This window comes from Ralstonia sp. PBBBR1 (genome assembly GCF_002256165.1).
In the GTDB taxonomy this organism is placed as follows: Bacteria; Pseudomonadota; Gammaproteobacteria; order Burkholderiales; family Burkholderiaceae; genus Ralstonia; species Ralstonia thomasii.
Window position 1 is genome coordinate 25,308 of the sequence record NZ_NKIL01000013.1, and the last position, 26,253, is coordinate 51,560.

General features: G+C 64.1%; 25 protein-coding genes. 10 read left to right on the plus strand and 15 right to left on the minus strand.

Annotated elements, in window-relative coordinates:
• Nucleotides 1-8: 8 nt before the first annotated feature.
• Nucleotides 9-422: a heme-binding protein gene (locus CFE42_RS20440; protein ID WP_024972523.1), complete on the plus strand. Its 414-nt coding sequence runs from the start codon at nucleotides 9-11 to the stop codon at nucleotides 420-422.
• A gap of 257 nt (nucleotides 423-679) precedes the next feature.
• Here CFE42_RS20440 and hemP read toward each other — a convergent pair whose 3' ends face one another.
• The 4 genes from hemP to CFE42_RS20460 form a co-directional block, all read right to left on the minus strand.
• Nucleotides 680-961, minus strand: coding sequence for a hemin uptake protein HemP (gene hemP / locus CFE42_RS20445; RefSeq protein WP_004634383.1), 282 nt, complete (start codon nucleotides 959-961; stop codon nucleotides 680-682).
• Nucleotides 962-1,208: 247 nt separating this feature from the next.
• Nucleotides 1,209-1,619, minus strand: a complete 411-nt coding sequence (locus CFE42_RS20450; RefSeq protein ID WP_004634380.1) for a biopolymer transporter ExbD — start codon at nucleotides 1,617-1,619, stop codon at nucleotides 1,209-1,211.
• A 9-nt stretch (nucleotides 1,620-1,628) separates the two neighbouring features.
• A complete protein-coding gene (locus tag CFE42_RS20455; RefSeq protein WP_004634378.1) occupies nucleotides 1,629-2,357 on the minus strand; it encodes a MotA/TolQ/ExbB proton channel family protein in 729 nt (242 codons plus the stop codon).
• A gap of 49 nt (nucleotides 2,358-2,406) precedes the next feature.
• Nucleotides 2,407-3,063, minus strand: coding sequence for a TonB family protein (locus tag CFE42_RS20460; RefSeq protein WP_004634377.1), 657 nt, complete (start codon nucleotides 3,061-3,063; stop codon nucleotides 2,407-2,409).
• A 515-nt stretch (nucleotides 3,064-3,578) separates the two neighbouring features.
• Between CFE42_RS20460 and CFE42_RS20465 the strand changes: the two genes are divergently transcribed.
• From CFE42_RS20465 to CFE42_RS20490, 6 genes are all read left to right on the plus strand, one after another.
• Complete coding sequence (locus CFE42_RS20465) at nucleotides 3,579-5,900, plus strand: ATP-binding protein (protein WP_004634374.1); 2,322 nt, start codon at nucleotides 3,579-3,581, stop codon at nucleotides 5,898-5,900.
• 75 nt (nucleotides 5,901-5,975) lie between these two features.
• Nucleotides 5,976-7,250: a hypothetical protein gene (locus CFE42_RS20470; RefSeq protein ID WP_004634373.1), complete on the plus strand. Its 1,275-nt coding sequence runs from the start codon at nucleotides 5,976-5,978 to the stop codon at nucleotides 7,248-7,250.
• A 45-nt stretch (nucleotides 7,251-7,295) separates the two neighbouring features.
• Complete coding sequence (locus CFE42_RS20475) at nucleotides 7,296-8,312, plus strand: peptidase U32 family protein (RefSeq protein ID WP_004634371.1); 1,017 nt, start codon at nucleotides 7,296-7,298, stop codon at nucleotides 8,310-8,312.
• Nucleotides 8,313-8,322: 10 nt separating this feature from the next.
• Nucleotides 8,323-9,207, plus strand: coding sequence for a U32 family peptidase (locus CFE42_RS20480; RefSeq protein ID WP_004634369.1), 885 nt, complete (start codon nucleotides 8,323-8,325; stop codon nucleotides 9,205-9,207).
• A complete protein-coding gene (locus CFE42_RS20485) occupies nucleotides 9,204-9,629 on the plus strand; it encodes an SCP2 sterol-binding domain-containing protein (protein ID WP_004634367.1) in 426 nt (141 codons plus the stop codon). The genes CFE42_RS20480 and CFE42_RS20485 overlap by 4 nt, the downstream gene beginning before the upstream one ends.
• Nucleotides 9,630-9,642: 13 nt before the next feature.
• On the plus strand, nucleotides 9,643-10,032 hold the full coding sequence (locus CFE42_RS20490; RefSeq protein ID WP_004634366.1) for a putative zinc-binding protein: 390 nt from the start codon (nucleotides 9,643-9,645) through the stop codon (nucleotides 10,030-10,032).
• A gap of 20 nt (nucleotides 10,033-10,052) precedes the next feature.
• On the opposite strand, the gene CFE42_RS20495 is transcribed toward CFE42_RS20490, so the two are convergent.
• From CFE42_RS20495 to CFE42_RS20515, 5 genes are all read right to left on the minus strand, one after another.
• Entirely contained in the window at nucleotides 10,053-10,730 is a 678-nt protein-coding gene (locus tag CFE42_RS20495; RefSeq protein WP_004634365.1) for a Crp/Fnr family transcriptional regulator, read from the minus strand.
• Between the two features lie 4 nt (nucleotides 10,731-10,734).
• Complete coding sequence (locus tag CFE42_RS20500) at nucleotides 10,735-11,448, minus strand: anaerobic ribonucleoside-triphosphate reductase activating protein (RefSeq protein WP_004634364.1); 714 nt, start codon at nucleotides 11,446-11,448, stop codon at nucleotides 10,735-10,737.
• Complete coding sequence (gene nrdD, locus CFE42_RS20505) at nucleotides 11,411-11,587, minus strand: anaerobic ribonucleoside-triphosphate reductase (RefSeq protein ID WP_004634363.1); 177 nt, start codon at nucleotides 11,585-11,587, stop codon at nucleotides 11,411-11,413. Before nrdD ends, CFE42_RS20500 begins: the two co-directional genes overlap by 38 nt.
• On the minus strand, nucleotides 11,584-13,647 hold the full coding sequence (locus tag CFE42_RS20510) for a ribonucleoside triphosphate reductase (RefSeq protein WP_004634362.1): 2,064 nt from the start codon (nucleotides 13,645-13,647) through the stop codon (nucleotides 11,584-11,586). Before CFE42_RS20510 ends, nrdD begins: the two co-directional genes overlap by 4 nt.
• A 136-nt stretch (nucleotides 13,648-13,783) precedes the next feature.
• Nucleotides 13,784-14,125 carry a DHCW motif cupin fold protein gene (locus tag CFE42_RS20515; RefSeq protein ID WP_004634360.1) on the minus strand — a complete coding sequence of 114 codons (342 nt, stop codon included), beginning with the start codon at nucleotides 14,123-14,125 and terminating at the stop codon, nucleotides 13,784-13,786.
• Nucleotides 14,126-14,493: 368 nt separating this feature from the next.
• Here CFE42_RS20515 and CFE42_RS20520 point away from each other — a divergent pair, with 368 nt between their 5' ends.
• A complete protein-coding gene (locus tag CFE42_RS20520; protein ID WP_004634359.1) occupies nucleotides 14,494-15,771 on the plus strand; it encodes a dicarboxylate/amino acid:cation symporter in 1,278 nt (425 codons plus the stop codon).
• Nucleotides 15,772-15,831: 60 nt separating this feature from the next.
• On the opposite strand, the gene murI is transcribed toward CFE42_RS20520, so the two are convergent.
• From murI to CFE42_RS20540, 4 genes are all read right to left on the minus strand, one after another.
• Nucleotides 15,832-16,680, minus strand: coding sequence for a glutamate racemase (gene murI, locus CFE42_RS20525; protein WP_004634357.1), 849 nt, complete (start codon nucleotides 16,678-16,680; stop codon nucleotides 15,832-15,834).
• Nucleotides 16,681-16,700: 20 nt separating this feature from the next.
• Nucleotides 16,701-18,224, minus strand: coding sequence for a fumarate hydratase (locus CFE42_RS20530; RefSeq protein ID WP_004634356.1), 1,524 nt, complete (start codon nucleotides 18,222-18,224; stop codon nucleotides 16,701-16,703).
• A gap of 189 nt (nucleotides 18,225-18,413) precedes the next feature.
• Complete coding sequence (locus CFE42_RS20535) at nucleotides 18,414-18,953, minus strand: TIGR00645 family protein (RefSeq protein WP_004634354.1); 540 nt, start codon at nucleotides 18,951-18,953, stop codon at nucleotides 18,414-18,416.
• An 89-nt stretch (nucleotides 18,954-19,042) separates the two neighbouring features.
• Nucleotides 19,043-20,014 carry a DMT family transporter gene (locus CFE42_RS20540; RefSeq protein ID WP_080633397.1) on the minus strand — a complete coding sequence of 324 codons (972 nt, stop codon included), beginning with the start codon at nucleotides 20,012-20,014 and terminating at the stop codon, nucleotides 19,043-19,045.
• Between the two features lie 203 nt (nucleotides 20,015-20,217).
• Here CFE42_RS20540 and acs point away from each other — a divergent pair, with 203 nt between their 5' ends.
• Nucleotides 20,218-22,200, plus strand: coding sequence for an acetate--CoA ligase (gene acs, locus CFE42_RS20545; RefSeq protein ID WP_004634351.1), 1,983 nt, complete (start codon nucleotides 20,218-20,220; stop codon nucleotides 22,198-22,200).
• A 22-nt stretch (nucleotides 22,201-22,222) separates the two neighbouring features.
• Entirely contained in the window at nucleotides 22,223-24,286 is a 2,064-nt protein-coding gene (locus CFE42_RS20550; RefSeq protein ID WP_004634348.1) for a sodium:solute symporter family protein, read from the plus strand.
• Between the two features lie 121 nt (nucleotides 24,287-24,407).
• Here the strand turns inward: CFE42_RS20550 and CFE42_RS20555 are convergent, their stop codons facing one another.
• Entirely contained in the window at nucleotides 24,408-25,211 is an 804-nt protein-coding gene (locus CFE42_RS20555) for a DUF4239 domain-containing protein (protein WP_004634347.1), read from the minus strand.
• 4 nt (nucleotides 25,212-25,215) lie between these two features.
• Complete coding sequence (locus CFE42_RS20560; RefSeq protein ID WP_004634346.1) at nucleotides 25,216-26,244, minus strand: hypothetical protein; 1,029 nt, start codon at nucleotides 26,242-26,244, stop codon at nucleotides 25,216-25,218.
• Nucleotides 26,245-26,253: the final 9 nt, after the last annotated feature.

Sequence of the window (26,253 nt, forward strand, 5' to 3'; positions counted from 1 at the left end):
AGAACGCCATGAAAACGAAACCGTGCCTGTGCCAGGACGATGTCACCAAAATCCTGGACGCTGCCGAGAAAGAAGCGCGCGCGCACCAATGGAACGTGACGATTGCCGTGGTGGACGATGGCGGCCATCTGATGGGTCTGCGCCGCATGGACGGCTGCGCCACCATCTCGGCGTACATCGCCCCGGAAAAGGCGCGTACGGCAGCGCTGGGCCGTCGCGAGTCGAAGATCTACGAAGACATCATCAACAACGGTCGCATCTCGTTCCTGTCGGCGCCGCATCTGCAAGGGATGCTTGAGGGCGGCGTGCCGGTGATGGTAGAGGGCGTCTGTGCCGGCGCGGTGGGTGTGTCTGGCGTGAAGTCGACGGAAGATGTCGTGATCGCCAAGGCGGGTATTGCCGCGGTGAACGTGATCTGCTGATACGCAGTCACGCAAAAAGAATCAAAACAGGGAGGGCGCGGCGGAGGTCGCGCCCTTTTTGCTTTGGGCACACGGTCGAAGAAAAGAGCGACTTGGCTGGCTGTTGTCTGGCAGACAGAAGCCGCCGCTCACCAATGAACGCGCGCGTTTCATCGGGTAGCAAGCCCTCGTTTGCCAATGCGAAATGACGATGGCTGGCTACGGCCGAAAGTCTCCTGAGAGAGACGTCCCCACAAAAGCCGGTGCGTGCTGCGGTGTTACTTGGTCAGGATCAGCTTGCCGAAGCGCGTCACGCGCAGCGTGTAGATCGCGCCGTTGTGGCGGATGGCTAAGGCGTTCTGACCGGCAAAGAGTTGTTCGGACGCCATCACGCGCGTGTCGCCGATGGTGGCGGCGGCATCCGAAGCGGCGTCGGATGCTGTCGACGCAGACGACGTTGCGGGCGCGGCATCCAGGCCGGCGGGGCGCTTGCGCGCCACGATGACGTGGCGGCGACGGGTCACAGTACGTCCTGCGTCTTGGTGTTCGGCAGCATTCATGGCGATGTCCTGGCGGGCGGGAAACATGGGCTGAGGTGTTGGCTGGCAGAGTGCCTCCAGCGAATGCCAGGTAGATTAAATGAGAATCGTTATCATTACAAGTGTGATCTGACGACGTGCAGGTTCGGCCCGAAAAACAAAACCGGGCGCGTAGCCCGGTTGCGTGGAGGTGCTGTGAGTCTGGATGCGCTGGTGCGAAAAAAACCGTACGAGAACGGGCGACCAGGGCTACGAGGTGTGTGTGGCGTTAGTGCTGTGGCTCCGTGACAAAGCCGATGCGCGAGAGGCCACCGCGCTGGATGGAAGCCATCACCTGCGCCACACGCTCGTAGCGCACGTTGCGGTCAGCGCGCAGATGCATTTCCGGTTGCGGCTGCTGCTGCGCGGCCTGGGCGATGTCGGCTTGCAGCGTGGCCTCGTCGACCGGCTGGTTGTTCCAGAACACCTGGCCGTCCGCGTTGATCTCGACGTTCACGCTTTGCGGCTTGGCGTCGTCGGGTTTGTTGGACGCGCGCGGCAGGTCAATCTTGACCGCGTGGTTGATCACCGGAATGGTGATGATGAAGATGATCAGCAGCACCAGCATGACGTCGACCAGCGGCGTCATGTTGATCTCGCTCATCACCTCGTCATCGTTGTCGAAAGATCCGAAGGACATGGTCTCTCCTTACTGCTGCTTGACCGCAGTCAGGCGCACGCCGGCGTCATCACGCGAGGCGCCTGGGCGCAGACGCGCGCCCGTCACGAAATAGGCGTGCAGGTCGTGCGCGAACCGGTTGAGCTTGGCGATGATGGCCTTGTTGCCGCGCGTGAGCGCGTTGTAGCCCAGCACCGCCGGAATGGCCACGGCCAGACCGAAGGCCGTCATGATGAGTGACTCACCCACGGGGCCGGCGACTTTGTCGATGGTGGGCACGCCGACGGCGCCGATCCCGAGCAGGGCGTGATAGATGCCCCACACCGTACCGAACAGACCGACGAACGGTGCGGTCGAGCCGACCGATGCCAGCACGGCCAGGCCCGATTGCATTTGCCCCACGGCCTCATCGATGGCGCTCTTGAGCGAGCGCGTGATCCAGTCGGAGATGTCCATCACATCATGCAACTGCGGCTGGCTGGCGCGGTGGTGCTGCGCGGCTTCCCGGCCCGTTTGAGCGAGCGCGTGGAACGGGTTGTCCTTGGGCGAGCCGAGCGTCTGTATGGCGTGATCGAAATCGTCCGAGTGCCAGAAACGCTTTTCAGCGCCTTGTGCCATCGACTTCAGACGCACGATGTCCCACGCCTTGGTGAAGATGACGATCCACGAGGCGAGCGACATGATGAGCAGCAGAATCGCCGTGGCGCGGGTGACGATGTCGCCTTGGGTCCAGAGGTGGGAAAGGCCGAGTTCCTGCATGATGAATGTCCTGAATTGAGCGAGAGGCTAAGCGAGAGGCGGAATCGAATTAGTTATCGAGCTTGAAGACGAACGGCTTGCTGGCCACCACGGGCACGGCGCGGCCGTTCTGCTTGTAGGGGCTGCACTTGATGGCGCGCGCGGCATCGGTGGCGGCGCGGTCCAGGCGAGGCGAGCCGGACGACGACGTGACCGCAACATTGGTGACCTCACCGGCCGTGCCGATGGAAATCTTGACCATGGCGCGGCCTTCCTCGCCCATTTTCTGCGACATGCTGGGATAGACGAGCGGCGGCTCGCTGCACTGGATGTCGTTGATGCCGACGCTGATCGGACCGGACGAAACGGGGGCCGGCGCGGGCGCTTGTTCAGGGGCCGGTGCCGGCGGCGCGGGCGGTGCGGCGGGCACCACGGGGGCGTTGTCCGATGGCGGGAGCGTGGGCGTCGGCATCGGCGCGGGCTTGGGTTGCGCGACCGGTCTGACGATGTTGACAGGCTTGGGCGCCTCTTCCTTGACGGGCTGCTGCTTGGGCGGCTCCGGCTGCCTGATCGGCTCAGGCGCGGCCGGAATGATGTGCGCCTGGATTTCCAGCGGTTCTTCGACAGTCGGGCGCGGTGCGATCAGGCCAAGCTGAATCAGCATCAGCACGCCCGCGTGCATCAACAGCACGACCACGAGAATCTTGAGAGTACGAGGGTGAATCATCAACGACCGGGAATCGAAAGCAGAAAAAGGAATGCGATGCGATGGTGGTGGGATGACCAACGAAAGCGGCGCAGCGTCAGCGCTTGCCGAAGACGATCAGTGAAATCCCAATGCTGATGAGCAGACTCAGGAGCAATTCCATGGCGCCTAGCGTTGAAGCCGGCGGGGTCGCCGCCAGCGTGATAGGTATTGTAGGCCCGCAACTGCAACAGTGTTGCGACAACCGAGCACGGTTAGCGTTCAGCCTATTGTGTCGATAGGTGAAGTATAAACGATAATGATTCCTATTTGCGTGAAAATTGCCTGTCTTTCGTGGGGTACAAATCACGTCCAGACGACTGATGGCATGAAACTGCCTGTGCAGGCGGTTGGCGATTCCGGGCGCGGTTGGCTCGCAACTTGCAAAGACACGGGTCCTCCCGGGGTACGCTGTGTGCGCAAACGCGCTAGGATGAAAAGCATTCAAACACGGTGACCGGCCGGCCAACCGTGAAACGGGGAAGAAGGGGGCGACCATGGATGAAGCCAACCTCAACATGGACGACGCTGACGACGATGGCACGTTCGTCCCCACGGGCGGCAGGCAGCCGCAGGCGCTGCTGTTGTCCTCGCTCGATTCCATGTGCGCACAGTTTGCGTTGCGCACGGTCTGCACGATGGGACTGCGCTTCAACCTGCGCACCAATATCAACGACATCCTCACCGTTTGCGCGCCGGAGCTGATCTGGCCCGTCACGGTCATCCAGCGCCTGCAGCGCTTTTTGTCTGCGCGCTGCGCCGACATGCCCGGCTGGCGCGCGGTCGGCAAGCTTGACCTGCCCACCTTCATGGACCGCCACGGCCAGTGGAGCAGCGCCTTCGATGAAAGCTCGCTGTTCTATTACCTGGACGAGTACGTCAAGCATCACGCCAAGGACATGTTCACGGTGTTCGGCGCGTCGTGCGATGCGCTGGGCGAGCGGCTCGCCAGCGAGCGTGTCCTGCTGGTCGGCAACATCGACATGCTGGCCCGTGTGCTGGGCCTGCCGCCGCACGAACGCGCGCTGCTGCTGTTTGCGTCCCTGGTGAAGTACAAGCGCGACCTGCGCGCGGTGATGGTCGACTGCAAGGTCGCGCACAGCCAGGAAGCGTTTCAGTTGCTCGCGAGCCTGGCGGGAGCCAGCACGGCCGAAGTTGCTGCGTCATTGCGGCCAGGTTCGCGGCTGGAGACGCTGGGGCTGATCGAGCCGCCGCTGCCCGAAAACAGCGTCACCGACCTGGGCGATCTGATGCGTATCTCCGACCGCCTCCTGCACGTGCTGCTGGGCGACTACGCCTGCGAGGCCGACATGATGGCCGTCTTCACGCGCCCCGCGCCGTCGACCACGCTGTCGCAGTCCGACTATCCGCATGTGGAAACCGATGCGCGCTACCTCACGGCGCTGTTGGAGAACGCCTCGCAGCAGCGCGCGGCCGGCGTGAACATCCTGCTGTATGGCGCGCCTGGCACTGGTAAGACGGAACTGGCCCGCGTGCTGGCGCGCGACGCTGGTTGCGAACTGTACGAGGTGGATTGCCTCGACAAGGACGGCAACAGCCTCACGGGCAAAGACCGCTATCGCTCGCTGCAGGTGTCGCAGGCGTTCCTGCGCGGGCGGCCCGGCGCGGTGCTGCTGTTCGACGAGGTGGAGGACGTCTTCCCCGGCCCGACGCGCGAGCTGATGAGCCTCTTCGGCCATGAGGAGCCGCGTGGCTCCGTCAACGGCAAGGCGTGGGTGAACCAGACGCTGGAGCAGAACCCGGTGCCGGTGATCTGGGTGTCGAATTCCATTCGTCAGATTGACCCGGCGTACCTGCGCCGCTTCCAGTTCCATCTTGAGTTGAAGGTGCCGCCGCCGACGGTGCGCGAGAGCATCATCCGCAAGCATCTGGAAGGGCTGGAGGTGTCGGACGCTTTCATGGCCAAGCTGGCGGCGCGTAAGACCCTCACGCCCGCGCAGATCGATTCTGCCGCACGCTTTGCGCGCCTGACGCAGCCGGCAATGGAAGAGCCTGCCGAATCCCTGATCGAGCGTCAGCTCGACCACGCCGATCAGGCGATGGGCTTGCGACCGGAGGTGCAAGCGCACCGCGTCGTGACCGAATACAAGCTGGACTATCTGAACCTTGAGACACGGTTTTCCGTCGAGCGCATCATCGAGGCGCTGCGCGCGCGGCGACGCGGCACATTGTGTTTCTATGGGCCGCCGGGTACGGGCAAGACGGTGCTGGCCGAGCATATCGCGGCGCAGCTCGACATGCCGTTGCTGATTCGCCGCGCGTCCGACTTGATGAGCAAGTACGTCGGCGAAACCGAGCAGCAGATCGCGGCGATGTTCTCGCGTGCCGAAGAGGAACGCGCACTGCTCTTGCTCGACGAGGCGGACAGCTTCATGCAGAGCCGCCAGGGCGCAGTGCGCAATTACGAGGTGTCGGAAGTCAACGAGATGCTGCAGGGCATGGAGCGCTTTGACGGCATCTTCATCTGCACGACCAATTTGTTTGATCGGATTGACGAGGCGGCGCTGCGGCGGTTTGCATTCAAGATCCGCTTCAAGCCGCTGGTGCGTGCGCAGCGCGAGCAGATGTTCATTGCCGAGGCGCTGGGGGGCAAGGCGGAGGCACTCAAGCCTGTGTGGCGCGAGATGTTGGCGTCGCTGGACATGCTCACGCCGGGTGATTTTGCGGTGGTCAAGCAGCAGTCTGTGCTGCTGGGCGAGACGCTTGAACCCGAGGCCTTCCTCGCACAATTGCGGCAGGAGCATTCCATCAAGCCGGAACTGCGCGAGCGGCGCTCCATTGGATTCACACCGCGCTGACGCTTAACGCACATCAAGCGCATGCAGAGGCCGCTGCGCTAACGTGGTCGGCTGGACAGATCTTCAGCCGACCCGATGCCAACCGCCCCCACGCTGTTCTACGAACGCATGCCGCCTGCCGGCGTGGTGTTCGGCTGCCTGCTGCCAGTGCCGTGGGTGGGCGCGGCGGCCGGTCTCCTGCTGGCGCTGGGCCCGTCTGCGGGTTTGCCTGACCGATTTGCTCCGCTGTCGCTCGCGCTGGTTCACGCCTTGGTCGTCGGCATGTTGTTGCCGGCGATGCTTGGTGCGCTATTTCAATTGCTTCCCGTGGTGGCCGGTGTGCCTGTGCGCGGCGCGAAATGGGTGTCGCCTTGGGTTGCGCTCTCATGCGTGGCAACGGCATCTGCGCTTGCAACGGGTTTCCTGGGCGCGGACCATCGCGCGTTCGTGCTGGCTGCTTGGTTGGGTGCGCCGCTGTTGGCGGTCCCTGCTGCGTTGATCATCCTTGCTGGCATGCGCGTGGGGCAGACACGCGCAACGCATGCGACGGTGCGGACACTGCGCCGCATCGGTTGGCCCTTGTTGGTCACGCTGGCGAGCGGCGCAACGCTTGGCACGGCATTGGCTAGCGGATGGTTTGCGCCATCGCCCGTGCTGTTGAACCTGCATGTCGGTTGGGGCCTCGGCGGCTGGCTGGCAACGTTGGTCGCGGGCGTGGCGTCGACGGTGTTGCCGATGTTCTGGCAGACGCGGCGTCTACCTGAGCCTTGGCATCGGCTGATGCCGTGGTGGCTGTGGGCGCCACTGGCCGTTGGCAGTCTATGCAGCGGTGTGGGTGGCGCGGTGTTCTGGCAGACATGGGGATGGCTCGCCCTGGCAGCGCTGGTGGGCGTGCGTGCAGTGTGCAGCGCGCGTCGCCGGCACGATCCGGGCTGGCGGTTGTGGCTGGCCGCTGCCGTCGCCTGGCTGGTCGTTGCCATGCTGGGGCTGACCGCATCCTGGCTGCCGTCAGACTGGCCCATCACGTGGGAGATCGGCGCGCTGGCCGTCGTGGGCGGTGGGGTGCTGCCTGTCAATGCGATGCTTGGCAAGATCATCCCGTTCATGATCTGGATGCACCTGCGCAGGCGGGTGCCGCGGCATGTGCGGCTGCCGGCCATGCAAACGTTGATCGGTGAGCGGCAACAGCATTGGCATGCACGCCTGCTGCTGCTCGTATTGTTGGCGTTGTTGCTGGTGCCGCTGCAGCCTGAGCGGATGGCGGTTGTCGCGGGCCTGCTGTTCGCGCTGGCGCACGTGTGGCTGGGTGCAATGCTGTGCCGGGCGCTGCTGACGTTTCGCCGTGTCTCGCGAGCGTTTGCGCCCGCTTGACGGAACGCAAAACCACATTGGCGGACAAGTCGCAGACTGGCCGCCATGACACAGAACGCTTCCCCCATTGAACTCGTGGCGCCCGCCGGCAGCCTGGCCGCGCTCAAGGCCGCGGTGGAAGCCGGGGCCGACTCCGTCTACCTCGGCTTGAAGAATGCGACCAACGCGCGCAACTTCGCCGGCCTGAACTTTACCGAGAGCGACATCCGCGCCGGCGTCGAATTTGCGCATCGGAAAGGGCGCCAGGTGCTGTTTGCCATCAACACGTTTCCGCAGCCTGGCCGTGCCATCGAGTGGCGCATGGCAATCGATGCTGCCTACATGCTGGGCGCCGATGCCGTGATCCTGGCCGACCCCGGGCTGATGGCCTATGCATGCGAGCGCTATCCCAACCTTCGGCTGCATCTATCCGTGCAGGGTTCGGCAACGCATGCCGATGCCATCGAGCTGATGCGTGAGCAGTTCGGCATCCACCGCGCCGTCCTGCCACGCGTGCTGACCTTGACCGAAGTCGAACGTGTAATCCAGCAGACCTCGGCGCAGATCGAGGTGTTCGGCTTTGGCAGCCTATGCGTGATGGCTGAAGGTCGTTGCCTGCTGTCGTCGTATGCCACGGGCGATTCTCCCAATAACAAGGGCGTGTGTTCGCCCGCGCATGCGGTGCGCTGGGTGGAGCGCGACGGCAACCTGGATGCACGCCTGAACAACATCATGATCGACCAATACGCACCCGGCGAACCGGCTGGATATCCGACGCTGTGCAAGGGGCGCTTTCTCGTCGACGGTGAGGTCGATCACGCGCTCGAAGAACCCACGAGCCTCAATGCGCTCAGTCTGTTGCCCAGGCTGCTCGCCATGGGTGTGTCGGCGATCAAGATCGAGGGGCGCCAGCGCAGTCCGGCGTACGTTGCGCAGGTGGTGGCCACATTGCGCGCCGCATTGGATGCTGCACAGGCGGACCCGGCGCGCTTCTCGGTCAAGCCCGATTGGCAGGCCGCACTCGTGCGCCACGCAGAAGGCGCGCACGTCACGCAAGGTGCGTTTGATCGGCCCTGGAAATAGAAGGCACATCATGTCCTACGAAATTTCGCTTGGTCCGCTGCTGTACTACTGGCCGCGGCTACAGACGTTCGACTTTTACGCAGAAGTGGCCGCTAGCCCTGTCGACATCGTCTATGTGGGCGAGACGGTTTGCAGCCGCCGCCACGAATTGCGCGCGGACGACTGGCTCGATATCGCCGCCATGCTGCGCGAGGCTGGCAAGTCGGTTGTGCTGTCGACGCGCACGCTCATCGAAACCAGTGCCGAGGCGCAGGCGTTGCGCAAGCAGTGTCAGCAGGACGTCTGGATGGTCGAAGCCGGCGAGCTTGGCGCCGTGCGGTTGCTGAACGGTCGGCCATTCGTTGCCGGGCCGCATTGCAACGCGTATCACGGCGCGACCCTGGCGTGGCTGGCTGGGCTGGGCGCGGTGCGTGCGGTCATGCCGCTGGAGATGAGCCAGGCCACTCTGGCCGACCTGATGCGCGAGAAGCCGGCCGAGTTGGGGATCGAAGCGATGGTGTGGGGACGCTTGCCGCTGGCATTTTCCGCACGCTGCTTTACGGCGCGGCACTTTCGCCTCAACAAGGACGACTGCGGATTCCGCTGCATCGAGCATCCCGATGGCCTAGCGGTGCGCACGCGCGAAGGGCAGGAGTTTCTCGCCATCAACGGTATCCAGACGCAATCAGGGCAATGCCTCGACATTCTCGATCAGGCGCCCGCGCTGTCTGCGCTGGGTGTGAAGGTGTTGCGTGTCAGCCCGCAATCGCGAGGCACGCTGGACGCCGTGGCAGCACTGGATGCCCTGCGCCTGGGCCTGCCTGTGCGGGACGTGCTGCCGCCGGAGGGCATTGGGCGCTGCAATGGCTACTGGCATGGGCAGTCCGGTATCGAATGGCTGGAGATGCCGCAATGACGCGCCTGCGCCCACCCGAAGTCTTCGTTCGCATGGCGCGCAGCCTACCGGTGCCGCTCACATCGTTCCCCTTTGTGATGGGGCTCGATCTGGCCCGCCGTCTGTCTTGGCTGACGCCGCCACCGGAGTTGGACGGGCGGCGCTTTGCCATCACCGTGGAGGACCTGGGCTTGCGCGCCTGTTTTTGCTGTCGCGGTGGAGCGTTCCACATGTTTTCTGCGTCAAGCTCCGAACCTGAGCTGGAGTTGCGTGCAGGCATGGGCGATTTCGTTGCGCTCATTCGCGGCACTGCCGACGCGGACACGCTGTTCTTCCAGCGCCGCCTCAAGATTGCGGGCGACACGGAGCTTGGGCTGATCGTCAAGAACTGGCTCGATGCGGCCGCCCGCCCGGCGTGGCTTGCACGCTGGCAATCGCGGTAGGGAGAGGGGCGCCATGTCATCACGCGCGTTGCCCCTCGTCTATGCCTGCTCGGGTTGTTCGAGCGTGGCGCAAGCGGCAAACCGCCTGGCCGTGGATTTGGACCGTGCAGGCAGGGCAGAGATGTCTTGCATCAGCGGTGTCGGCGGCGGGGTTCGCGCGCTCGTCAAGACAGCACGCAGCGGGCGGCCTATTCTCGCGCTCGACGGTTGTGCACTGGCGTGCGTCAAGGCCTGTCTGGCAACGGCGGGCGTGGCACCGGACGTTCACCTCGTGCTCAACCAGTGCGGCGCCAAGAAGCGTTATCACGCTGATTGCAGCGACGATGAATTGAGTGCTGCCGCCGCGCTGGTGGATGATGCCGTCAACACGCTCAAGCATCGGCTCGACACCGCAGGCGATTGACCTGCGTCGAGCTTCTACTGTTATCCCGCGATGAGCTGACGCTGCAACGCCGTGGTGTTTTGGATCACGACCTCGCGGCCTTCCACGCGGATCAACCCGTCGCGAATCAACTGTCGCAGCGTGCGGGAAAGCGTGGCCGGTGCCAGCCCAAGCTTGGACGCGACCAGACTCTTGCTGCATGGAAACCGCGTGCGATCAAACTTGCGCGGCAGCGAGAGCAAATACCCGATCAGCCGTTCATTGGCGCTTTGCAGGTTCACGGTTTCGATGTCGCACATCAGCGTGTGCAGGCGGGTGGACAGCCCCGTCAACATCTGCCGCGCCAGGCGCGGATGCACGTGGAGTGCATCGTCGACGGCGCGCTTACCGATCCAGACAAGCAGGCTGTCTTCCATGGCTTGCGCATCTGCCGCGTGGGGGCGGTTCAGAAACATGAAGGGCTCACCAAACCACTCGCCGGGCCCGAAGAACTCGATGACCTTGCATTGGCCGTGCGCCCCCGGCAATACGAGTTTGATCGCACCGACCACCACGACATAGAAGCCATCGGCGTGGTCGCCACGGCGAAACGCGAAGTCGTGCCGCGACACGCGCACTGCGTGGCTGTCGCGCGCGAGCAAGGCAATGTCATCGTTGTCGAAGTCCAGGAACAGTGGGCTGTGCTTGAGCAGATCGCCCACATTGAGGGGGTCTTGCATGGTGTCACCGGCAACAGAAAGAAGAAAAGCTGGCAGCCAATGCGCGCTGAGTGCTCTCGCTGGGCAGCGTGATGGCCGGGGTTCCGGGGGCACTTCGGTAGGCTTGTAGTGCGTAGTGTTTCACGCCGCGCCGGCTGAGGTTTTGCGCCAGCGCAAGAAGTTGCGGTTCCGGCAACCAGTCGGGGTGCCATGTCGTGCGGCATTCGAATGCGCCGCCGTTCTGCAGCAGAAGATCCAGGCACGCATCGACCGGCGCTGCGCTGCCGCGGCGGCCCGTGAGCGCGTCGTAGTGCGGTGCGCTGGTCTTGATGTCGAGCCCCACCCAGTCCACCTGCGGCAGTACGTCGGCCAGGCGCGCCGGATAGATACCGCCGGTGTGCAGGCCAATCTTGTAGCCGAGCGCCCGCACGTCGCGTATCAGTTGCGGCAGGTGCGGCTCGCTCAGCGGTTCACCGCCCGAGAAGACCACCGCATCGAGCAGGCCCTTGCGACGCTGCAGAAAGGCGAAGACGTCGTCCCAATCCAGCGTGCGTGTCCGGGTCTGCAAGTGCGGGTTGTGGCAGTAATGACAGCGCCACGGGCAGCCGGCCACGAACACCACTGCCGCAAGCTGCCCGGGCCAGTCGACGCTGGAAAAAGGTGCCAGGCCGCCGATGGCCGGCGGCGGGCAGTGCGGTGGCTCAGCGGGCGCGGTCTTCAACGAAGAAGCGGCGTTCACGGAATTCCCCTTGCTTGCCGATATTGAATGAGCTGACGGGCCGGTGATAGCCCATCACGCGGGTCCAGACTTCGCAGCGCGTGCGCTGGCTGTCGTCGAGTGCAACGGTGCGGTTGGTGGTTTGTGCAACGGTGGTCATACGGAGGCTCCTTCGTGATGGAGGTGGGTGGAAGAACCTGGGGTGCCGGCCCCTGTGCAGCCGCACTTGCCGTGGGGCTGCTGGGCCAGCAGATCTGCATCGCATTTCGGACAGAACGTGTGATGGCCGGACAGATAGCCGTGCTTCGGGCAGATCGAAAACGTCGGGGTGATGGTGATGTACGGCAGGCGGAAGTTGGCCAGCGCGCGGCGCACGAGTTCCTTGCATGCCTGCGGCGATGAGATCGCTTCGTTCATGTACAGGTGCAGGACTGTGCCGCCCGTGTACTTGCTCTGCAGTGCTTCCTGGCGCGCCAGCGCTTCAAACGGATCGTCGGTGTAGCCGACGGGCAACTGGCTTGAGTTGGTGTAATACGGCTGCGCTGCCGTGCCGGCCTGCAGGATGCCAGGCCAGCGCTTGCGGTCTTCGCGGGCGAAGCGGTAGGTAGTGCCCTCTGCGGGTGTGGCTTCGAGGTTGTACAGGTGCCCCGTCGCCTCCTGGAATTCCGTCATGCGCTGACGTACGTGGTCGAGCAGGCGCACCGCCATGGCATGGCCGAATGGCGTGGTGATGTCGTCGGCATCGTGTGTGAAGTTGCGCACCATTTCGTTGATGCCGTTCACGCCCAGCGTACTGAAGTGGTTGCGCAGCGTGCCCAGGTAGCGGCGCGTGTATGGATACAGCCCCTGATCGATCAGCCGCTGCACGAACTTGCGCTTGACCTCCAGCACATCGCGGCCGAGGGCGAGCAGCGTGTCCAGCCGCGCCAGCAGCGCTGCCTCATCGCCCGCGTAGAGATACCCCAGTCGCGCGCAGTTGACGGTCACGACGCCGATGGACCCGGTCTGCTCAGCCGAGCCAAACAACCCGTTGCCGCGCTTGAGCAGTTCGCGCAGGTCAAGCTGCAGGCGGCAGCACATCGAGCGCACCATGTGCGGCTCCAGATCGGAGTTGAGGAAGTTCTGGAAGTAGGGCAGCCCGTAGCGCGCCGTCATCTCGAACAGCAACGTTGTGTTTGGGTGCTCCCAATCGAAGTCCGACGTGATGTTGTAGGTCGGTATCGGGAACGTGAACGCGCGGTCTTTCGCATCGCCGGCCATCATGACCTCGATATACGCGCGGTTGATCATGTCCATCTCGGGCTGGAGATCGCCGTAGGTGAAGGGCATCTCTTCGCCGCCGATGTAAGGAACCTGTTCGCGCAGGTCGGCCGGGCAAGTCCAGTCGAACGTGAGGTTGGTGAACGGCGTTTGCGTGCCCCAGCGGCTGGGTACGTTCAGGTTGTAGATCAGTTCCTGCATGGACTGCTTGACCGCGGCATACGACATCGCGTCGCGGCGGATGAACGGCGCCATGTAGGTATCGAACGAACTGAACGCCTGCGCGCCGGCCCACTCGTTCTGCAGCGTGCCCAGAAAGTTGACGATCTGCCCGATGGCTGCGGACATATGCCGCGGCGGCGTTGCCTCCACCTTGCCCGGCACGCCGTTGAATCCCTCCGTCAGCAACTGCCGCAACGACCAGCCTGCGCAGTAGCCCGAGAGCATGTCGAGATCGTGGATGTGGAGGTCGCCCTCGCGGTGCGCCGTGCCCGCTTCGGGGCTGTAGACGTGCGAAAGCCAGTAGTTGGCCGTGACCTTGCCCGCCACGTTCAGGATCAGGCCGCCCAGGCTATAGCCCTGATTGGCGTTGGCGTTGACGCGCCAGTCGCGCTGCTCGAGGTACTCCTCCATCGTGCTTTCGACATCGACCAGCGTGTGCTTGAGCGAACGCAGCCGGGCGTGCTGTTCGCGGTAGACGATGTAGGCGCGCGCGGTGCGCCAATAGCCGGCGTCCACCAGCACCTCTTCCACGCAGTTCTGGATGATTTCGATACCTGGGCAGGGGAGCGGCGCAAGATGTGCAACCACGCCTGAGGTCAGGTGCTGCGCCTCGATGGTGTCGAATTCGCCGGTGGCCTGGCCGGCTGCGGCGATGGCCTGTCGGATCTTCTGCGCATCGAACGGCGCCAATGAACCGTCGCGCTTGGTGACTTGCCAAGTGACCTGCGTGCCCGTCATGAGGTACTCCATATAGTGGTATGGAGTCAGACTAGCACTACATATTGTGGTCTGTGAGCCTTAAAGACCTGGATCTTTGAATCGCTTGACCCCGGTCAACCGGGGCCGGGGCCGATGCACAAGCCGGGTGTCCCGGTCAGTCAACGATGAATAGTCGAGCGCCTTTTTTGGTGGTCGACTGATGGGCTTCGGCATCGTCGCCCACCTGATAGCTCATACCGGGCGTGAGCGTGAACGTGCGGCCGTCTTCCAGTGTGGTTTCCAGTTCGCCGTCAAGGCAGAACAGGATGTGGCCCTTCTTGCACCAATGGTCGGCCAGGTAGCCAGGCGTGTACTCCACCATGCGTACGCGGATGCGGTCCGACTCGTCGCCAAAGTAGCGCGTGCGCCAGATCGCCATGCCGGTTTCGCCGGCATGTTCGGTAGGTTCAACGGCAGACCAGTCGGTTGTGCCGAAGGCGAAGGGCGCCATTTTCATTGCAGGGCTCCGGTGGTGACATAAGCCCATGATGGTATCAGCGGCATACGTGGTACAGGCGTCGCTTTTCATGTGCTCGAAACAGCGCTTGTTGGTATGCCTCGACGGCATTGCGTGTCGCTCAATAATCCGCTTCGCACTGCCCAATTCCAGTGCTCATGCGGAGTCGCAGCAGGGTGTCAACGGCGCCATATCGATGTATGCAGAAATTGCATGGTGCTATGCAACATCGACATAACGATCGCCACGCGCTTCTCTAATATCGTCGCTTTTTACAAAGCGTGATGAACTTGGGCCAGCCCTTGGCCCCATGAGATCCGCGTCTGTCGCGCGCCGCCTTCCGGCCACGGTATTCCTTGGAGAAAGTCTTGAACACCAAACGTCTGACCTCCCACATTGGGCTGGCAATGCTGCTGGGCATTGCCGTCGGCTGGGGTTGCCACGAATACGCCAAGGACGCTGCGGCGGCCAAGGACATCGCTTCGTACTTCAGCATCATCACCGACATCTTCCTGCGCATGATCAAGATGATCATTGCGCCGCTGGTGTTCTCGACCCTGGTGACGGGCCTGGCAAGCATGAGTGGCGGCCGTTCGGTGGGCCGCGTGGGCCTGCGCGCGATGATCTGGTTTGTGTGCGCGTCGGCCACGTCGCTGGCGCTGGGCATGCTGCTGGTCAACTTCTTCCAGCCCGGCATGCACATGAACCTGGCGCTGCCGGATGTTTCCGCCACGTCGGGCTTGAAGACCGGCGACTTCACACTCAAGGCCTTCATCACGCACGTGTTCCCGCGCAGCATCGTGGAGGCCATGGCCACCAACGAGATCCTGCAGATCCTGGTGTTCTCGCTGTTCTTCGGCGCCGCGCTGTCGACGATGAAGAACCCGATGGACAGTGTGATCGGCCGTGGCCTGGAAGAGCTGACCAAGCTGATGTTCCGCATTACCGACTACGTGATGCGCTTTGCACCGCTGGGCGTATTTGCCGCCATGGCCGCTGCGATCACGGTGGAAGGCGTGGGCGTGCTGTGGACCTACGGCAAGCTGATCGGCGAGTTCTACCTGGGCCTGGCACTGCTGTGGGCGATCCTGTTCCTGGTGGGCTATGTGTTGCTGGGCCGCTCGCTGGGCCGTCTGCTTGGGCTGATTCGCGAGCCGACGCTGCTGGCGTTCGCCACCGCAAGCAGCGAATCCGCTTACCCGAAGACGATCGAGGCGCTGGACCGGTTTGGCGTGCCCAAGCGCATCTCCAGCTTCGTCCTGCCGCTGGGCTACTCGTTCAACCTGGATGGCTCGATGATGTACCAGGCGTTTGCGGTGCTGTTTATCGCGCAGGCCTACAACATCGAGATGAGCTTCACGCAACAGGTCACGCTGCTGCTGGTGCTGATGCTCACGAGCAAGGGGATGGCCGGCGTGGCGCGTGCATCGCTGGTGGTGGTGGCGGCCACGCTGCCGATGTTCCATCTGCCCGAAGCCGGTCTGCTGCTGATCATCGGGATCGACCAGTTCTTCGACATGGGCCGCACGGCAACCAACGTGATCGGCAACAGCCTGGCCACGGCCGTGGTGGCAAAGTACGAGCCGGCAGAAGACGAAGCGGCGGCGGACGTTGCCGAACCGGCAGTGCAACCGACGGTCGGCTGACATTCAGCCAAGATGACAATGCGCCGCCTTTCAGGGCGGCGTTGTCCTATTCGGGCGGCGTTATTCGGGCTGGGAAGCGAGCGACACCGCGACGGGGCTCAGGGGCGCGTCGCCAATGTCGACCCGCTGGGCCATTGGCGCCTCTCCGAGCAGCGCAGCCACCATGGCTTGCAGCGGAAGCACATCGCCGGTGCTCATGAAGCATGGCGTTGCGGCTTGGCCCGATGCCTGCAATCCCGCTGCCGCGAGCGTGCGGCCCAGATGGCGCGAGACGGCGTGTCCGGTGTCGATCAATGTCAGCCGGTCGCCCGCGATCTCGCGGATGGCATCTTCCAGGAATGGGTAGTGCGTGCAGCCGAGCACCAGCGTGTCGGCATTCGCATCGAGCATCGGTTGCAGATAGGCGCGCAGCAGTTCCAGCACCGCAGGCGAGTGGGTATCGCCGCGTTCGATCAGAGGGACGAGGCCGTAGCCGGGCTGGCTCAGCACCTTGCAATCGCCAGAGGCACCCGCCAGCAGGCGCGCAAATTTCTCGCTGCGCAGCGTGCTTTCGGTCGCGAGCACGCCGACCACACGGCTCTTCGACGTCGCAACTGCCGGCTTTAAGCCCGGCTCGACGCCAATCACCGGCACCGCGAGCTTTTCGCGCAGCACGTGCACGGCCTGCGCCGTGGCGGTGTTGCACGCGATCACCAGTGCCTTGCAGCCCTGGTCGACCAGCCATTCGCACACACGCAGCGTGCGATCGGCAATGTACTCGGGAGATTTTTCCCCGTACGGGGCATGGCGGGAATCCGCCAGGTAGAGAAGCGATTCGGCCGGCAGTTCGGCGCGAATCGCGCGCAGGACGGAGAGCCCTCCGAGGCCGGAATCAAAGACCCCGACCGGTGCCTGCGCGCGTGTCGTCATATTGAATGTGAATGAACGGATCAGCCCGCTGCGACCGGAATCTTGCCGATCTTCGCTTGCCATTCCGCCGGGCCGGTCTTGTGGACCGACGTGCCCGAGCTGTCCACGGCCACGGTGACAGGCATGTCCTTCACGTCAAACTCATAGATGGCTTCCATGCCAAGGTCTTCGAACGCCAGCACCTTCGAGCCGCGGATGGCCTTCGACACCAGGTACGCCGCGCCGCCCACGGCCATCAAGTAAGCCGACTTGTGCTTCTTGATGGACTCGATGGCGACCGGGCCGCGCTCGGCCTTGCCCACCATGGCGATCAGACCCGTCTGGGCGAGCATCGTCTCGGTGAACTTGTCCATGCGCGTGGCCGTGGTCGGGCCTGCCGGGCCGACAACCTCATCGCGCACCGGGTCGACCGGGCCGACGTAATAGATCACGCGGTTGGTGAAGTCGATCGGCAGCTTTTCGCCCTTGGCGAGCATGTCGGCGATGCGCTTGTGTGCGGCGTCGCGACCCGTCAGCATCTTGCCGTTCAGCAGCAGCGTCTGGCCGGGCTTCCACGAGGCAACTTCTTCCGGCGTGAGCGTATTCAGGTCGACGCGCTTCGACGTTTCCGTGTTCGGTGCCCACTCGACCTTCGGCCATTGCGACAGGTCCGGCGCTTCCAGCTTGGCAACGCCGCTGCCGTCCAGGGTGAAGTGCGCGTGGCGCGTGGCGGCGCAGTTCGGGATCATGGCAACCGGCAGGTTGGCTGCGTGCGTCGGGTAGTCCAGGATCTTCACGTCGAGCACGGTGGCCAGGCCGCCCAGGCCTTGCGCGCCAATGCCCAGCGCGTTGACCTTCTCATACAGCTCGATGCGCAGTTCTTCTGCGCGGTTGCTGGGGCCGCGGGCGATCAGGTCTTGAATGTCGATCGGCTCCATCAGGGCTTCCTTGGCCAGCAGCATGGCCTTTTCAGCCGTGCCGCCAATGCCGATGCCCAGCATGCCCGGCGGGCACCAGCCGGCGCCCATGGTCGGCACGGTCTTGAGCACCCAGTCGACGATCGAATCCGACGGATTCAGCATCACGAACTTCGACTTGGCTTCGGAGCCGCCGCCCTTGGCCGCGACGATCACGTCCACCGTGTCGCCCGGCACGATCGACATGTTGATCACAGCCGGGGTGTTGTCCTTCGTGTTGGTGCGTTTGCCAGCGGGATCAGCCAGCACGCTTGCGCGCAGCTTGTTGTCGACGTCGTTGTACGCGCGGCGCACACCTTCGTTGACCATGTCTTCCAGGCTCATCGTGGCGCCGTCCCAGCGCACGTTCATGCCGACCTTCAGGAACACGGTGACGATGCCGGTGTCCTGACAGATCGGGCGCTTGCCTTCGGCGCACATGCGGCTGTTGGTCAGGATCTGCGCGATGGCATCCTTGGCCGCCGGGCTCTGCTCCTGCTCATAGGCGCGGCCCAGAGCAGTGATGTAGTCCATCGGGTGGTAGTAGCTGATGTACTGCAGCGCGTCGGCGACGCTCTGGATGAGGTCTTCTTGACGAATGACGGTCATGGTGGGGGACCAACGTATAGGAATGAAAAGCCGGTGCGGCAGGGCAGTGGTCGGTGACCTTCACTCCCTGCCTGTGACCTGGACGGCGGGCGCCGCAGGCTCAAAACAGCCTAAGATCATACACCCAATGTCGGGCGCGGATTGTCCGAGCGCGTTCGTCGGAATCGCCGCGCCAACAAGGGCGCAGCGTCAATGTGTGTCGGCAGCCTCGCCGTGCGGATGCGCATGCGAAACGATGCGGTCCACCCAGGCCATCACCAGCGCAGACACCAGGAACGCTACGTGGATCACCACCTGCCACAGGATCGTGTGCGTATCTTTCTGGGCAGCGTCGATGAACGTCTTGAGCAGGTGGATCGACGAGATGCTGATCAGCGCCATCGACAGCTTCACCTTCAGCACCCCCGCGTTGACGTGGTCCAGCCACTCGGGCTCGTCTTCATGGCCCTCGATGCCGAGCTTGGAAACGAAGATGTCGTACCCCCCGATGATCACCATGATCAGCAGGTTGGAGATCATGACCACGTCGATCAGGCCCAGCACGGCCAGCATGATCTTGGTTTCGTCCAGGTCGCCCAGGTGCGAAACCAGGTGCCACACCTCGACGACAAAGAGGTACACATACGCTGCCTGGGCGATGATCAGCCCCAGGTAAAGCGGTAGTTGCAGCCAGCGGGAAAAGAAAATCAGGCGCGGAATTGGGCGCAGCGGGGCGATGGGCGACTTCATGGGTAGGACGGGCGAGTGGTCGAAAAACCGCGCGATTGTAACGGTCCGTGATTGCGGAATCGCTTACTGGAAAACGCGAGTGACGCGCTTCATTCCCGATCCAACGACGGATCGAGCGGGTCCAGCGGATCGGCCACACGGCCGCGCTGTCGCCCCCGCTGTATCGGCTGGCGTGGCCGGGCCGGCCGACTGGCCACGAGAATGCCCGCCACCACGCAAGCCAGCGCCACGCCATGCGGCCAGCCCGGCGTCTCGCCCAGCGCGACGACGCCGTAGGTGGCCGCCGCTATCGGCAGCACCGAGGTGAACACGCCTGCAAGGTGCGCCGGCACGTGCCGAATGCCCTTCATCCATAGCCAGAACGAGAAGATGCTGGCCGACAGCGCATACCAAAGCACCAGGCCCCAGATGGGCAGGGGCACACTCGAGACATCGAAGGTGAGCAGCGGCATCAGCCCCAGTGGCAGCATCAGCAGGCCGCCGATCAGGTGCGTGTACGCGCAGATCTCGATAGCGGGCAAGGTTTGCGTCAGCCGCCGCGACAGGATCACGTAGATCGATTCGCATAGCACCGCGCCCATCACCAGCGCATTGCCCAGCAGCGCCTGCGCCGCATCGGCAGGGGCAGCGCTCGAGGATTCGCCCCCACGGTAGGCATTGAGAATGGCGACGCCAGCCACCGCCAGCACCACCGACGCCAGTGTCCGGCCCGATGGCTTTTCGCGAAGCACCAGCCACGACAGCAGCGCGACCGCGGCTGGAATCGTACTGGTGATGATGCCCGCGGCCAGCGCCGAGGTCAGCCGCACGCCGTTGAGCATCAGCAGCGTAAAACCGAACGTACCAAAGAAGGCCTGGAGGAACAGGTTAGTCCACTCGCCGCGCGTCACGCGGCGCATGCGCGCCGGCTTGTACCACGGCGCCATGCAGACGATGGCAATCAGAAAGCGCAGCAACGCAAACAGCATCACCGGCATGACGGCGACGATCGACTTGCCGAAACCGACGTTGCTGCCGACCAATGCCATGGCAGCAATCAGGAAAAGGGCGTGGATGGGCACAATGAGGAATCAGTGGAAACCGGCACGGGACGCGGCTCTCTGGCCGGCCATGTTGCGCTGCGATGCGTGCCGTAACAGGAAGTGACGCATTATAGTAGTGCCCTTCGCGTCGGCTTGCGGCGCAGAAATGCGTAAGGCTGGAGTCAGGTCAGCCCCTTAGATTCGCCGCAAAACGACTACAGACATCGCTATCAGGAGACACCATGGCTGGCATTGAATCTGTCCTGCAGGAAACGCGCGTGTTCAACCCGCCCGAATCCTTTGTCAAACAGGCAAACATCGCCGGCATGGATGCGTACCGTGCGCTGTGTGCCGAAGCCGAGCATGATTACGAAGGCTTCTGGGCGCGCCTCGCACACGAGCACCTGCTGTGGCACAAGCCCTTCAGCAAGGTGTTGGACGAGTCCAACGCACCGTTCTACAAGTGGTTTGAAGACGGCGAGCTCAACGCCTCGTACAACTGCCTCGAGCGCAACCTTGAGAACGGCAACGCCGACAAGGTCGCCATCATTTTCGAAACCGATGACGGCAAGGTCTCGCGCACCACGTATCGCGAACTCCACGCACGCGTCTGCCGCTTCGCCAACGGCCTGAAGGCGCTGGGCATCAAGAAGGGCGATCGCGTGGTGATCTACATGCCGATGTCGGTGGAAGGCATCGTCGCCATGCAGGCGTGTGCGCGTATCGGTGCGACGCACTCGGTGGTGTTCGGCGGGTTCTCGGCCAAGTCGCTGCAGGAACGCATCGTCGACGTGGGCGCCGTGGCGCTCATCACGGCGGACGAACAGATGCGCGGCGGCAAGGCGCTGCCGCTCAAGGCCATCGCCGATGAAGCGCTCGCCATGGAAGGCACGGACGCTGTCAAGCACGTGATCGTCTATCGCCGCACCAACGGCAATGTGAACTGGGTGGAAGGCCGCGACCGCGCGATGGACGAGGTCGAAGCCGGCCAGCCCGACACCTGCGAAGTGACGCCGGTGAGCGCGGAGCACCCGCTGTTCATCCTCTACACCTCAGGTTCGACCGGCAAGCCAAAGGGCGTGCAGCACAGCACGGGCGGCTACCTGCTGTGGGCATTGCTCACCATGCAGTGGACGTTCGACCTGAAACCTGACGACATCTTTTGGTGCACGGCCGACATCGGCTGGGTGACGGGGCACAGCTACATTGCGTACGGCCCGCTCGCGGCCGGCGCCACGCAGGTCGTCTTCGAAGGTGTGCCGACGTATCCCAATGCCGGCCGCTTCTGGGACATGATCCAGCGCCACAAGGTCAACACTTTCTACACCGCACCGACCGCGATCCGCTCGTTGATCAAGGCCGCCGAAGCGGACGAGAAGGTCCACCCCAAGCAGTACGACCTCTCCAGCCTGCGCCTGCTCGGCACCGTGGGCGAGCCGATCAACCCGGAAGCCTGGATGTGGTACCACACGAATATTGGCGGGGGCCGTTGCCCGATCGTCGACACCTTCTGGCAGACCGAGACCGGCGGTCACATGATGACGCCGCTGCCGGGTGCCACGCCGCTGGTGCCGGGCTCGTGCACGCTGCCGTTGCCGGGCATCATGGCTGCCGTCGTCGATGAAACCGGGCACGACGTGCCGAACGGGCAGGGCGGCATCCTGGTCGTCAAGCGTCCGTGGCCGTCGATGATCCGCACGATCTGGGGTGACCCGGAGCGCTTCAAGAAGAGCTACTTCCCGGAAGAGCTGGGCGGCAAGCTGTATCTGGCGGGCGATGGCTCCATCCGCGACAAGGACACCGGCTACTTCACCATCATGGGCCGCATCGATGACGTGCTGAACGTCTCGGGCCACCGCATGGGCACGATGGAGATCGAGTCGGCGCTGGTGGCGAACCCGATCGTGGCCGAAGCCGCCGTGGTGGGCCGCCCCGACGACATGACGGGCGAAGCCATCTGCGCGTTCGTGGTGCTCAAGCGCTCGCGCCCCGATGGCGACGAAGCCAAGCAGATCGCCAACGAGCTGCGCAACTGGGTCGGCAAGGAGATCGGGCCGATCGCCAAGCCGAAGGACATCCGCTTTGGCGACAACCTGCCCAAGACGCGCTCGGGCAAGATCATGCGCCGCCTGTTGCGCTCGCTGGCCAAGGGCGAGGACATCACGCAGGACACGTCCACGCTGGAAAACCCAGCCATCCTCGATCAACTGAAGGAAACCCGCTAACCGCCAGCGCTGGCCGCCAACCTTGGCCACCGACTCCCAACAAGACAGCCGCTTTCGCAAGCGGCTGTTTCTGTATTACGGGCTCTATACCGTAGGGCTGCTGCTCTTCATCGTGATGATGGGCGCGATCGAGCACGTGCGCGGGCCGGGCGTGTGGCTCGGCTACGTGTTTCTGTTCGTCACGATTGCCATCTATGCGTGCATCGGGCTGATCTGCCGCACCGCCGATCTGACCGAGTACTACGTGGCAGGGCGCCGTGTGCCGGCGTTCTTCAACGGCATGGCCACCGCGGCTGACTGGATGAGCGCGGCATCCTTCATCGGCCTGGCGGGCATCGTGTTCGCCTCGGGCTATGAAGGTCTCGCCTATGTGATGGGCTGGACGGGCGGCTACTGCCTCGTCGCTTTCCTGCTGGCGCCGTACCTGCGCAAATTTGGCGGCTACACGGTGCCGGATTTTCTCGCCAATCGCTACGGCAACGGAGAACGCGGCGGCAGTTCTGTTGTGCGTGGCATCGCGGTGTTGGGGGCGACGCTTTGCTCGTTCGTCTACCTCGTTGCGCAGATCCAGGGTGTGGGGCTGGTGGTCACGCGTTTTATCGGCGTCGAGTTTTCGGTGGGCGTGTTCTTCGGGCTGGCGGGCATTCTGGTGTGTTCGTTCCTGGGCGGGATGCGTGCCGTGACCTGGACCCAGGTCGCGCAGTACATCATCATGATCGTGTCGTTCCTGGGCGTGGTGTCGATCATCGGGTGGCATCGGTATCACGATCCGGTGCCGCAGTTGTCGACGGGCCGCCTGCTGCAGCAGATCGAGAAAGAGGAGCGGCGTATCGCGCACGACCCTGCCGAGCAGCGCGTGCGCGACCAGTTCCTGAGCGAGGCGCAGGCGCTGCAGGAGCGTATCTCGCAGTTGCCGCAGTCGTTCGACCATGCGCGCGAGGCACTGAACACGCAGCTCAAGCTTGCACGCGAACGCAATGCGCCACTGCGCGAGATCAAGGCGCTGGAGCGCCAGCGCGAAGAGTTTCCGCCCGATGCGGCCACCGCGTCGATCCTCTGGAACGAGCAGCGCGAAGACGCGCTGGCGCGCAGCCGTATAGGGCCGCCATCCACCGAGCCATTCCCGTCGGCGTCGGAAAACGAGCGCGGCACCGAGCGGCTGAACTTCGTGCTGCTGGTGTTTTGCCTGATGGTTGGCACGGCGAGCCTGCCGCACATCCTCACGCGCTTTCACACCACGCCGTCGGTGCGTGAGACGCGCAACTCGGTGAGCTGGACACTCGTCTTCGTGGTGCTGCTGTATGTGTCGGCACCGGCGCTGGCGGCGCTCGTCAAGCTTGATCTGCTGCAGCATCTTGTGGGGGCGCCGTTTGCCGACCTGCCACAGTGGATCGTGCCGTGGCGCAAGGTCGACCCGCCCGTGTTTGCGCTGCATGACATCAACGGTGACGGCATCGTGCAGTGGGCCGAGGTGATGATGCAACCGGACATGATCGTGCTGGCCGCGCCCGAGATTGCCGGGCTGCCCTACGTGTTGTCCGGCCTGATTGCGGCGGGTGCGCTGGCGGCGGCGCTGTCGACCGCCGATGGTCTGCTGCTGACCATCGCCAATGCGCTCTCGCACGATGTGTACTTCCACATGATCGACAACACGGCCAGCCACCAGCGGCGCGTGACGAGCGCCAAGGTAGTGTTGCTGGGCGTGGCTTTGCTGGCCGCCTATGTGACGTCGTTGAAGCCGGGCAACATCCTCTTCCTGGTCGGGGCGGCCTTTTCATTGGCGGCGTCGTGCTTCTTTCCGGTATTGGTGCTGGGCGTGTTCTGGAAGCGCACCAATCGTGCCGGGGCCATCGCGGGCATGCTGACGGGGCTGGCCGTGAGCGTGTACTACATCATCGCCAATTACCCGTTCTTCACGCGCATGACGGGCCTGCTTGGCCAGCCGTGGTTTGGTGTCGACCCCATTGCCTCGGGTGCGTTCGGCGTGCCAGCGGGGTTTGTCGCGGCGATTGTCGTGAGCCTGCTGACCAAGCCGAACCGGCCGGTGGTCGATAAACTCGTCGGCTACCTTCGCGATCCGCTGTAAAAAAACCGGCTCCCGACGAGCCGGCAAAGGGCAGGGCCGAAGTGTGGGGCTTCGGCCCCGGGGCTGGCCTCTCCCGCCAGCCCACATCGCGAGTGGCGGCAGCGCGGCGAAGTGGCGCGCCTCAGTCCGGTAACGGATTCATTTGCGGCTTGTCGTTCGATAGCGTCTGGATGGCCCGCTCAAGCGGCGCCGCACTGACGCTGACTTCGCCTGCAAAGGGCCGGTCCACGGCTAGCACAAAAAAGAACGCCAGGCCCAGCGTGGCCGCCCACACCACCACCAGCGCCATGTGAAAGCGCGTGGCCGGCAGCGCATAGAGCAGCACCAGCGACAAGCCGCTGGCGATCAACATCACGCCCCACAGCGTGCCGGGCATGGCGGCTTCCAGGTTCTGCACGCGTTTCTCGCGGTACTTCACCATCTCGTTGACGCGGGCGAGCACTTCGATCAGCAACACGCGCTCGCGGTCGTCACGCGGCGTGATGCGGTTGGCCGTGGCGAACATGCTGTTGAATGCGACTTCCGTACCGGCATCCGGGCGCGCTTGCTGCTGCATGCTCGGCCATTCGTCGTGGACGACGCGGTCCAGATACATGATCAACTCGCGCCGCGCGGCAGCAGCGCTCGGGTGCGAGAACGCCGAAAGGTCGCGGGCAAGTTCCGTGGCGCACGCAGCTTCGGCGGCCACGATGTCCGCGGCGGCTTGATAGGCGCCCCACACCGAGATGGCCGAGAACGCGACCAGCAACGAGTTGATGGTGATGACGGCCGTCATCATGGCGATGGTCATGTTGCGTTGTTCGGCGTCGAGCGTGACCGGAAAAATGCGGCGGAACAGCGCGTAGCCGGCCAACGCCACGAGGAGCGTCGCGAACACGATGACTGTGCCCATTGCCCATGCGGGGATGTTGTAGAGGAACAGCATGAGGTCACTCCTTGGAAGTGCCGCCGGCCGAGAGAGAGGGCGGCGGGGCGGCCGCGGGGTCGCTGGCGGCGAGCATGGCGCGCGTGAAGTCGGCCAGGCGTTTGCGCATCGCCTCGGGAGAGGCAGTGCCGTCGAGCGATTGCTGCAGATCGATCAGGTTGGCGGCGAGTTCGCTTTGCCACTGCGTGCGCTCGCTGGCGGCGCGGGCGCGGTAGGCCTGAATGGCGGCGTCGGCATCGGCCGATCGATCGCCGCGTACGAGTGTTTCGAGCGCGTCCACCAGCCGCTGAAGCAGCCGGTGCACAGCGGTGGCAGAGAAGCCGCCCAGCATGGCAAGCGCCGGTTTGCCGAAGCTGTGCATGCTGCCCTGGTCGAACAACTGCGCCGGCAGCATTTCGACGAGGATCAGCCCCGCAATCACGCCGAGGATCAACCGTGCGCCGTAAGAGGCGTCGTACTTCGGGTCGTACGTGGACGCGGCCACATAGCGATGCGCCTGAAACAGCGTGGCAAACGACGCGCCCAACCCCGCGCAGAACAGCAGGAACAGCGTGTTCCATAGCAGGGGCGCGCCGTCCGAATCCAGGAAGCCCCGGTCGATGTTCGCGCTCGACACGTCGGGCGACATGCCGGTGGCAATCACTGCGACCAGGAAGACGATCGCGGCGCCGGTCAGCAGCCGGATCAACGGTACAGGACCAAGCCACGCGAATGGATGAGCGCTGCGATGCTGCGCGTCGAGCAGCGTGACGGCCTGCGGCGTGGCCGGTGCAATGGCGGCTGCAAGCTTGCGGTGGATGGCCGCCAACGCGTGGTGCGGCGCAGCATGCGCCGGCATCTGGCCGTCGATGAGCGCGCCGAGCTGTGCGATGAGTTCCGGCGCGACCGGCAGGCCGTGGTGCAGGGCATAGCGCGCCATGGCCTCGCACTCTTCACGCAGTTGTTCAGCGAGGGCCGGAGCGGGTTGCGGCTGCGCTTGCGGTTGCGGCACCGCGCGCGGCCGCAGCCAGTGAGAGAGGGCGAGCGGGATCATGCGGGCCTT